Source organism: Streptomyces torulosus, from assembly GCF_001419765.1.
In the GTDB taxonomy this organism is placed as follows: Bacteria; Actinomycetota; Actinomycetes; order Streptomycetales; family Streptomycetaceae; genus Streptomyces; species Streptomyces torulosus.
On sequence record NZ_LIRK01000082.1, the window covers coordinates 14179 to 14392 of the forward strand.

At 76.2% G+C, this 214-nt stretch carries 1 pseudogene; it reads right to left on the reverse strand.

Going from position 1 to position 214, the window contains the following annotated elements:
• Positions 1-214, reverse strand: a pseudogene (locus AOK23_RS49470) (aminodeoxychorismate synthase component I); the annotation flags it as partial.

A 214-nucleotide genomic window follows, 5' to 3' on the forward strand; every position in this document is an offset into this window, starting at 1 on the left:
TAGCGGACGAACTCGGCGAGAGGGCCGGTGCCGTCGCCGAAGAACGAGAACCGGGACAGGCCCTCCTCGACGCGGGAGCTGTCCAGCCAGAAGGCGCGCGGCGCGTCGGCGTGCATCCGGGTGAAGGCGGCCTCGGCGTCGACGGCGACGGCGATACGGCGGGTGTGCAGCCGGTATGCGGGCCCCGGGGCGCGCCGGGGGCGGGGGATCGCGC